At 34.2% G+C, this 617-nt stretch carries 1 pseudogene; it reads left to right on the top strand.

Going from position 1 to position 617, the window contains the following annotated elements:
- Positions 1 to 355: 355 nt before the first annotated feature.
- Positions 356 to 617: pseudogene (locus PPOP_RS10490) on the top strand (hypothetical protein); the annotation flags it as partial.

The raw sequence follows: 617 nt of genomic DNA, 5'->3' as shown, positions 1-617 counted from the left end.
CGTTGAGTGGCAGTTACGGATTCATTGTATTCTATTAGGAGAATCCCGATTATTTTGATATGGGGTAATTTGGTTAATCAACAGGCCTGCTGAAGTTTAATTTTATTGCACAAAACGGTCGTTTTGATATCAAGAAACTGAATAAAATGCTGGCTGAAATTAAAGAAGACCAAGATGAATTCAATCAAGATGAGTAAACATTTGTTACTTATTTTTATTTATCGCTTGGGTGTAATTGAGTGGAAAGAATGGATGGATTTGATATCGTAGCAAAGTCGACAAGAATAAGCAAAAAGAAGTTATTAAGGAACTACGTAGAATGTATAGTGATTAGGGGAAGGATGATATGGCCTAGATGAAGATTATCGAAATCTGCTATCCTCCTTATTATGATGATATCAATGTCAATCATGATAGTATTGATATGTTTATTGATATGGAGGATGGAGTTACCTATACGATAACATTTTGGACACCCAATATTTATTATTTGTGTATGGATAAAGAACAACTAAATTATTTCCCCTTTGGATGTCCTGACATCCATGTAACATCGTTAACCAAAGAGAACATTACGAAAGCAATTGAGGATTACGCCCGGGATGAAGCGTATTTCT

The sequence above is a fragment of the Paenibacillus popilliae ATCC 14706 genome (assembly GCF_000315235.1).
GTDB classification, from domain to species: Bacteria; Bacillota; Bacilli; order Paenibacillales; family Paenibacillaceae; genus Paenibacillus_B; species Paenibacillus_B popilliae.
The sequence above is the reverse complement of the archived record's forward strand: the minus strand, read 5'-3'. Positions and strand labels throughout refer to the sequence as shown.